Below are 8,033 nucleotides of genomic sequence, written 5' to 3' on the forward strand. Positions count from 1 at the left end.
TCGGCTCTGCGCGCCTCGATAGCCCGAGTCCGCCCACACCGTGTCTTCCTTGCCGTGCAGCAGGTCACTCACCTGTTCCACGTCCGCCTCGTTGGCTGCGGTGGTCGTCACCGTGTGAACCAGCCCCGAGTCCGCGTCCACGCCGATGTGTGCCTTCATTCCGAAGTGCCACTGGTTGCCTTTCTTCGTCTGGTGCATCTCCGGGTCTCGCTCGCCGCTCTCGTTCTTGGTCGAACTGGGCGCCGCGATGATCGTGGCGTCCACGATGGAGCCTCTCTTCAGAAGCAGCCCCTTCCTGGCCAGGTGGGCATTGACCTGCTTGAAGATGTCCTCGGCCAAGTCGCTGGCCTCCAGCAGGTGGCGGAAGTTCAGGATCGTCGTCTCGTCGGGGATCGATTCCATTCCCAGGCCCGCGAACGCGCGCAACGAGGTGATCTCGTAAAGAGCTTCCTCCATCGCAGGATCGCTCAGCGCGAACCAGTTCTGCATCAAGTGCACACGCAACATCGCTTCGAGCGGATACGGCCGGCGCCCGCGGCCGGCCACCGGGTAATGCGGCTCGATGACTTTGAGCAGTGCCTTCCAGGGCACCACCAGCTCCATCTCGGCGAGGAAGACTTCCCGGCGGGTCTTCTTCCTCTTGCCCGCGTGCTCGGCATCCGAAAAACTGATCTGGCTCATCGTTGGCGCTCCTTCAGCTTCGTGATCAACGTTCAGATCGTCTATCGGTGGACTTGATCAGATGTTCCCTAGGCCAGAACGCGGTCGGTCACGAGTAACAACTTTCGAGAGATCCGTTCGTGCGTGCGAACCGTGTACACCGCTTCAATCAAGGGGCCGTTGCAAAACGTCGATTGATCACGACGAAGCGCCAAGAGGCGAGGCACGCCACTAAGGCGCCCACGCCCCAGGACGTCCAGAGGGCCGCCAAAAGCGCGAACCCTTGCGCGATGTCGTGCATGTGCGGCCAGAACGACTGGCTCGCGTCTCGAAAGCTCATCAGACAGGCGCGCTCTGCACACTACACCGCGGGCGGAATGACGGCGACGCACGATGCGTAGCCAAGGCTTGCGGACAGCGGGCCGACAAGACCGCGCCCGACGGCTCGCCGCCAAACTAGAAAAAGAACAAAGGCAAGCAATGCGAAGGCAAGAAAGCCCGCCATCATGAGCCCATTTAGCAAAGCATTTGTCATGAGCTGATGAACGCACAGTTATGGCACGTGGCATACCGCCTCGACGTTGTGGCCATCGGGCGCGATGACGAAGGCTGCGTAATAGTGGGGGTGGTAGTGTGCGCGCAGGCCCGGCGCTCCGTTGTCCTTGCCGCCTGCTTCGATCGCCGCGCGATGAAACGCATCGACCTGGCTGCGGTGCTCCGCCGTGAACGCGAGATGCAGCGGAACTGGGCACGCTTCGCCTTCGTAGATCCAGAGCGATGGTTTGCCGTTCTTTCCCAAACCAGCCCCGTGGGGGCCCTTCATCGCAACGGTCACGCCCAGCGGCGCCAGTGCGCGCAGGAAGAAGGTTTCGCTGGCCTCGCTGTTGCTGGCGCGGATACCGATGTGATCGAACATGAAAACTCCTTTCGAGGCCGCAAGCTGTGATGATGGGTTTCTAGCATCGGCCGTCCAAACCGTCTTGCGATAAATCAACCCGCACTCGGGCCAGTACTTTGCTCATCTGTGGCGACACACGGCAGCGGTGCCCGAGAGCCGCGTGAGCAGATCAGCGCCTCACTTGGGCTGCCGCCATCCCGTCGGGCCGACAGCCAGTTCTCGCCGCCAGCCCAATGACAACGTGGACGTCGGAGTCCAGCGCCATTCGATACAGCCATCCCGACCAGAAGCTGCGCTGGACCAGGACCATTCGTGAGCCCCGACGCTATCGCGACCCATCGCGACGCACGCGCCCTGGCTCGGTCCCTCGCCGCATCATGCAGACTTGCTATGCGACAACCAACGGCTTGAGGCAGACGCCCATCGACATTTTCAAAATTCTGGGAATTTCCGCGCGTCTTGAAGCGCCGCCTCCACGGCACGCGGGAGTCGGTCTGGGTCGACGGGCTTGAAAAGCACGGCGACACCTGATTGCCGAACACGCCGGGGGATATCGGGCGCAGTCTCTCCGATGATCGGAAGCAGCGGAATCCGAATGCCACTGCGCTGCTTCAGGCGCAGCCCCGCATCGAGCCTGCGGCCACCATCGGCCAACCGGTAGTCGCACAGCAGCAGTTGAAGGGCTACCCGTCCATCTCTGCACTGGACATGGCACGTGCCAGACGCCGTTGGCCTGCATGCGAAGTTGCAGTCCAACCTCCACCGCGCGCCAGGAAGACATGATTGAGTCGCCAGCAGAAGTGCGTCGAGTTCGACCGGTTGGCTGTCGGGAGTGACGACACCTGCATCGAGGCGGGAGACATCGAGCATGCTGTCCGGCGAATTGCCCAGTGGAGTGACTGCGCGCATGAGCCGCTCGGCGTTTTCTCGTTCCGGATGGCTGCTGATCGCGCCGGAACGTCTTTAGAACGCGCGCAAGGGAGCGAGTGGCACGATGAACTTAGGATACGCCGCCGGCGCCGCGCTCGGGCGCAGCAGAAATCGGTGGTAGATGGCCTCCAATCTTGCGCATGTGGCGGGCAGTTCGAGCTGGTAGAGATCACGCATGAACTGCTCGGAGGCAAAGAAAGCCACGTCAGCGATGCTGGGCGTTTCGCCGCCCATATAGGGCCTCTCGCCGGCCATCGTCTCAAGGCTTCCCAGCACCCGTACATACTCGGAATGCATCCCACGGGCTACCTCGTCATTCTGCAGGCGCATCTTGGAGAAGAGCGGGCTGGCGTGAAATGTGCAAATTCCTGCAAAGTTGTAGGCCTCATTCACGAGCATGAGTTGATCATGGGTGCGCGCTCGCGCCTCCGGGGTGCTTCCGCGCATGTCCGGTGCGGGATATAGATCCTCAAGATATTGCATGATGGAGCTCGACTGACAGATGGTGAACCCATCCTCGGTCTCCAGCGTCGGAATGCCGCCGGTTGGGTTCTTCTCGAGATACCCTGGCTTGCGGTTTTCTTGCCCGATGACGTCAATCTCGATCATCTCCATGCCGGTGATTTTCTTTTCCTTGAGGTAGACATGAACGCGGCGCGGGTAGATGCCCCAGGAGAATTGATAGAGTTTCATCGCGCTTTCCATTCGAAGACGTGGTTGAACAATCAATATTCGCGGAGCGGGGCTGAGCTGGGCTGGGCTGGGCTGAGCGGGTCTCACCAGCGTATTCAGTCGCCGGCAGTCAGCTGCTCGACCGGCACGGGATCGGCGCTGAGGCACTGAGCCAGGTCTTCTCAGGCAATGGGGTCCGTCCTGCTCGGTCATGTGCAGCAGCCCGTGAGCACGGACGAAAGGCAGCTGGCGCATTTCATGTAACTAATGATGTTCTCTTTCCGGTCGTGTGTCTAGGCGAGGCCGAAATAGAACGCCTATCGAGCCGCAGGTTTGGCATTCAGGACACTGGCTCACACCTTCTCACCTGCGACGCCGAGTGCTTCGCTACATTGCTGGTCACCTGTGCATACGACACGTCAACATGTGTTGGCTGACCGATTACGGTCCTCCAGCAACTAATGGCTGACCTGAGACGTACCGAGCAAGCGGGCTCGCAACTCCAAATGAGCCAATTGGCGACGCGCTGCGGTGGAGCGTCGGGCATGGCAGTGCCACGGACACCGCGGGCCGCGGCAAGGCCGATCCGCAAGCCGTGTTGCGCGCCATCGCGCTGCTTTGGAGAGGCCGGGCATGAGCCATCGCATCGCCATCTCGGGCAGTGACCTCGCCTTCGAATCGCGCAAGCGCATCAGGCTCCACCGTTGCACGACCTGCACGGCCGATCCGACCCTCGCCTTGTCCTGCGGATGACGCGGCCTCGCCGGCAGCACGCAGGTTGTACCATTGGCTCATCCTCACTTCCCCCTGGTTTATCTCAGGTTCGCGTGCGGGCGGCGCCAGCACCCGTGACGCAACCATCTGACAGCCTCCGATGGTGATGTCCGTACCTGGCTTCGCGCAAGAGCGGCGGCGCCGCGCTGCGGTGCGAGCCCGCCAATGACGCGCGAACTTGCGTAGGCCTCGCGACCCCTATGAATTCATTCGACACGTTATCCCGACCGTCAATCCGAGCGATGACGATCGCAGACTACGAGGGCGTCATTGAGCTGATGACGCAAACGCCCGGGATCTCGTTGCGCGACGCCGATTCACGCGCATCCACCGAGCGATATCTGTTGCGCAACCCGTCGTTGAGTTTCGTCGCCGAGCATGGCAACGCGATCGTCGGTTGCGTGATGTCTGGACACGATGGGCGCCGCGGGTATCTGCAGCACCTGATCGTCCTGCCGACATACCGAGACCGCGGCGTCGGCTCCGAGCTGGCCGAGCAGTGCCTCGCCGCACTTGAAGGCCTGGGCATCCTCAAGACGCACATCGACGTGTTCAAGACGAACCTGCAGGCCCAGCGATTCTGGGAGCGCAAGCAATGGAAGCTGCGCACCGACATCCACCGCTACTCCTTTGTCCGTTCCGGCAGCGACAACGCATAGCCAGACCTCGCCGAATTCGGTTCCTCCCCGCGGCGCTGGCAAGACGGGCAATGCGCGGCGCGCCGACCGAAGAATCGGACACCCCGCTCCAAGGCTGGTGCCTGCAGCGATGTGGCTGCGCACTCTGAGGGTGCGGCGTCGCCGATGTGGCGACACGTCGACATGACCATTCGATGTCAAAAAATGAGCAACGGCGCGCTGTCAATCGCCACGAAAACGCTGCCGCCCGATGAATTGGTGATCAGCTTTCACGCGGCCGATTGGGACCAAAGGCGATGCGAAACATTTGTCGAGAAACGCATCTGTCTACCTGTGATTGTTCGCTGTCACGCTGAAAGGCAGTCAAATGGATAGTGCTCGCGATAGACGAAGCGGAAGAATCATCGACGCCATCCGGCTTTGGGAAATGGAGGTCGTCGGTCGCGACGACTACGTGTGTCCCGGCTGTGGCATTCAGGTTTTTCCCGCATCGTTTCAAAAGGGCGTGAGCAAACGCGCACCGTACTTCACGCCAAGTGCAAACAAGCACATCGATCCTTGCGGCGTCAGCGGCTTCGAGAAGTTGGTCGACAGGGCGAAGGAGGAGTCGATCAGCCTCCCAGACGGTTTCCCTCTGCCGTATCCCAACAAATTGGTTTTGACCGACGAGCGGCCGGTGGTGGATGGAGGCGACACGCGACCAGTTCCTCGTGGGGCTGCTACTCGACCGGGTGGTCGACCGAATGGCCAAGCTGCGGCGAGTTTCCATGGCCACACCGTGGCGACCATCCGCCCCATCTGCGGGCAATATATGCAATACCCCCATGATCGTGGTCTGGACTTGAGCATTCCGGACTGTCCGGGCGATACCTATGCGACGGTATTTCAGCGCTTGGCTTTTTCAGGCATGTGGTTGATGCGTCAAAGGACGCGTCTTTTCTGCGTGGCGCTTCGATGGTCAGCGCCGGCGCGAACCGATGACCACATGGAAGTGTCGCTGGATGCTGGTGAGTGGGATGAAGCCACGGGAAAGCCGGGGCGGTTCTACCGGCTGCGTGTTCAATGGGCGCATTGGACAGATCGGCAGCGCACCACGCTTCACGGCGAAATCCGCGCTGCACAGCAAGACGCCATAGATTCAAGAAAGCAGGATCAGAAGTCTCCTGGCAAGGCGTGGGTGTTCTTCGTCGGTACGCAGGATGCGGAAGATGACAGCCTCATCGTGGCCAGCCGCTACGCACTGGTTTGCTGTCGATTTGGCGAGATGCTGTCTGCATGATGCGACTCGACGAGGTGGATCCGCGGCAGACAACCGCCACGGTTATGACCCTAGTCGGTTCAAATCTCGGTGGAAATCAACACTTTCGGCGACTAACACGAGACCTTCGAAGTCATGCTGCCGTGCGAATGCGTCTGGGCAAGCGCCGGGCCGGCGGCGCGGCCGTCCGCGCCCCGGGACGCGTGCGCGCAGCTGTCATCAAGCGACACATCATGGGTGGGGAAAGAGCACTTCAGGCACGCTGCCCTCGGCGATGACGGGGTCAGCGCCGCCCCCACTTCTTCAGTCATGTCCAAGGTATCGCATGAACTCGTCGACCGCATCCCTGCGAAGCCATGAATGAATGTGCCCATTCTTGATTGGGCCGTGATGCCTCGTCGTGACTCTCATCAACCGAGCGCAGTATTCCAGTGCGAACCTGTGATTCGACTTGGTGGTCTTGATGAACGACTCGCACGTCCCGTCGCCGCCAGCGTCGACCAGCAGTTGCCGAAGATGCGGGCTGAATGCCATCGAGTTGCCCGAACACTGAAAGATGCCCGCTTCCTCTGTACAAGGCGTGCCTGAGTTTGGGTTCGTCACATCCCGGCCGGCATCCCATTTCCAGGAACTCTCGAATCCTGCGAGCACCCTGAGTACCTCCAGCATCACGGCACGCCGATGCAGCTCGCCGCGCCACGGACCCAGCTGTGAGACGACGCTCGAATAGATGTCGAAGACACCGTTCCGCTCGAAGACCTCGTTATCCGCACCGCGGCCCCATTTGACCAGCTCGGTGAGAAGTGCTTCGGGCGGTGCGCCCCGGTTGTGAACCTTCTGGCCGCAGGCGATAAATTGCGGCTGGACTGCTTCGACACCCTTGGCAGCCAACGAATCGGCCGACACGAAGGTGTTCACCTCAAAGTGCATCGGATCGTTGAACGACTTTCCCCAGATGAAGCCGTTTGCCTGAAAAATCGGAGCCACGGGGGCGACGGACCCACCCATGCTGCCGTCGTCGGAGTTCAGGTCGATCGCGATTCCGAATGCATGGTTCGAGGGAAGCTTGCTGAGCCCGCCGCCTACGGGCTTTCGCAGCCGCTTGTTCAAGGTGCCGGCGCACGTCTTGATGTGATGCAGCAGACCGCGCTGCGCAATCTCCTCGAAGGAACGCAGAAGCTGGGCATGGCCGCGTTTGTGGAACCTCAGGTGGCCATTGTTGGCGCCATCAATGCCTGCGAGTTGCGGTATCTGGAGCGAAAGAATGTCGGCTTCGTCGAAGCCACTGACAAAGCTAATGGCATCCCCACGTATCCACTGCAACTTCGACGCTGTCCGGAACCGGACGGGACCGAACAAAGGGTGATTGAAGGTGCTCTCCGGCATGACGGCTCCTCAAAGAGAAAACTGTCCGCCTTTCTATGCCCCTTGGAATGCATGCGCATCCCCAAAATCTGGGAGGGCCATGAATCCAGCGGGACCTTGGCATGACGAGCGCAGACAGCAATGAGGCTGACCAATCGGTCTGGATTGCGGCAACGGTTCCTGCGATGCGCAATGCGGGCGTGGTAAGCCACAGGAGCTCTCCCATGAACAGGGGAGACACCAGTCGCTGGGCGAGCAATAACATTTGACATGCGAGTTGAAGGTTCAGTCTGACGCAACAACCGAGGTGCTCCATGAAATACCGAAGACTCTCGCACGCAACAACGATCTGCTCTCTGTCCTTCATCCTCGGCGGATGCACTCATATGAGCGTCTCCGATTGCCCCACCCCCAAGGATTGGTACAACCCGTTCTCGGTCCTTGGTCACGACGTCCCTCGCGTGCGATCGGCGAAATACCGCATGGCTCTCGGAGATGTTCCGAGCGCCGCCACGCGTTTCGCACCCTATGCACTGATGTCGGCGTATGCCTATTTCGACAAAGAGGGCTGCCCAGGCGCTGCACAGTCGGCCGCCGAAATAGAGCGAATAAGGGCCGAAGCGATTACGGTCAGGGAGACCCTCAAAAACTTCGATCGTGCGAAGCCGTTTACGCGCGTAGAAGAATTGGAAGGGAATCACGGATGCGAAGACAGGTTCGGTCTGATCTATCGCGTCTGGCACAGCCCGGATCGCAACGAACTAGTTGTGAAGCTCCAATAGGTTGTATCCGGTGTTCATCCGGGTTGGGTTTGAGAGACTGGAAGTCGCCAAACACC

General features: G+C 60.5%; 7 protein-coding genes. 3 read left to right on the plus strand and 4 right to left on the minus strand.

The window, feature by feature from the left end:
• The 3 genes from AB6807_RS39140 to AB6807_RS39150 all read right to left on the minus strand — a co-directional run.
• Positions 1–681: IS5 family transposase (locus AB6807_RS39140; protein WP_371088780.1), on the minus strand; the 681-nt coding region annotated here is incomplete at its 3' end.
• 532 nt (positions 682–1,213) lie between these two features.
• Positions 1,214–1,576 carry a VOC family protein gene (locus tag AB6807_RS39145; protein ID WP_116913337.1) on the minus strand — a complete coding sequence of 121 codons (363 nt, stop codon included), beginning with the start codon at positions 1,574–1,576 and terminating at the stop codon, positions 1,214–1,216.
• Positions 1,577–2,521: 945 nt separating this feature from the next.
• A complete protein-coding gene (locus AB6807_RS39150) occupies positions 2,522–3,181 on the minus strand; it encodes a glutathione S-transferase family protein (protein WP_165840506.1) in 660 nt (219 codons plus the stop codon).
• 995 nt (positions 3,182–4,176) lie between these two features.
• Here AB6807_RS39150 and AB6807_RS39155 point away from each other — a divergent pair.
• Both AB6807_RS39155 and AB6807_RS39160 read left to right on the plus strand, forming a co-directional pair.
• The gene (locus AB6807_RS39155; RefSeq protein ID WP_371088781.1) at positions 4,177–4,593 is read left to right on the plus strand and encodes a GNAT family N-acetyltransferase; all 417 of its coding nucleotides are present in this window, start codon (positions 4,177–4,179) and stop codon (positions 4,591–4,593) included.
• A gap of 346 nt (positions 4,594–4,939) precedes the next feature.
• Positions 4,940–5,851, plus strand: coding sequence for a hypothetical protein (locus AB6807_RS39160; RefSeq protein ID WP_371088782.1), 912 nt, complete (start codon positions 4,940–4,942; stop codon positions 5,849–5,851).
• Between the two features lie 282 nt (positions 5,852–6,133).
• Here AB6807_RS39160 and AB6807_RS39165 read toward each other — a convergent pair whose 3' ends face one another.
• Positions 6,134–7,216, minus strand: a complete 1,083-nt coding sequence (locus AB6807_RS39165) for a M15 family metallopeptidase (RefSeq protein ID WP_371088783.1) — start codon at positions 7,214–7,216, stop codon at positions 6,134–6,136.
• 293 nt (positions 7,217–7,509) lie between these two features.
• Between AB6807_RS39165 and AB6807_RS39170 the strand changes: the two genes are divergently transcribed.
• A complete protein-coding gene (locus tag AB6807_RS39170; protein ID WP_371088784.1) occupies positions 7,510–7,977 on the plus strand; it encodes a hypothetical protein in 468 nt (155 codons plus the stop codon).
• Positions 7,978–8,033: the final 56 nt, after the last annotated feature.

Source organism: Variovorax sp. RCC_210 (assembly GCF_041355175.1).
In the GTDB taxonomy this organism is placed as follows: Bacteria; Pseudomonadota; Gammaproteobacteria; order Burkholderiales; family Burkholderiaceae_C; genus Variovorax.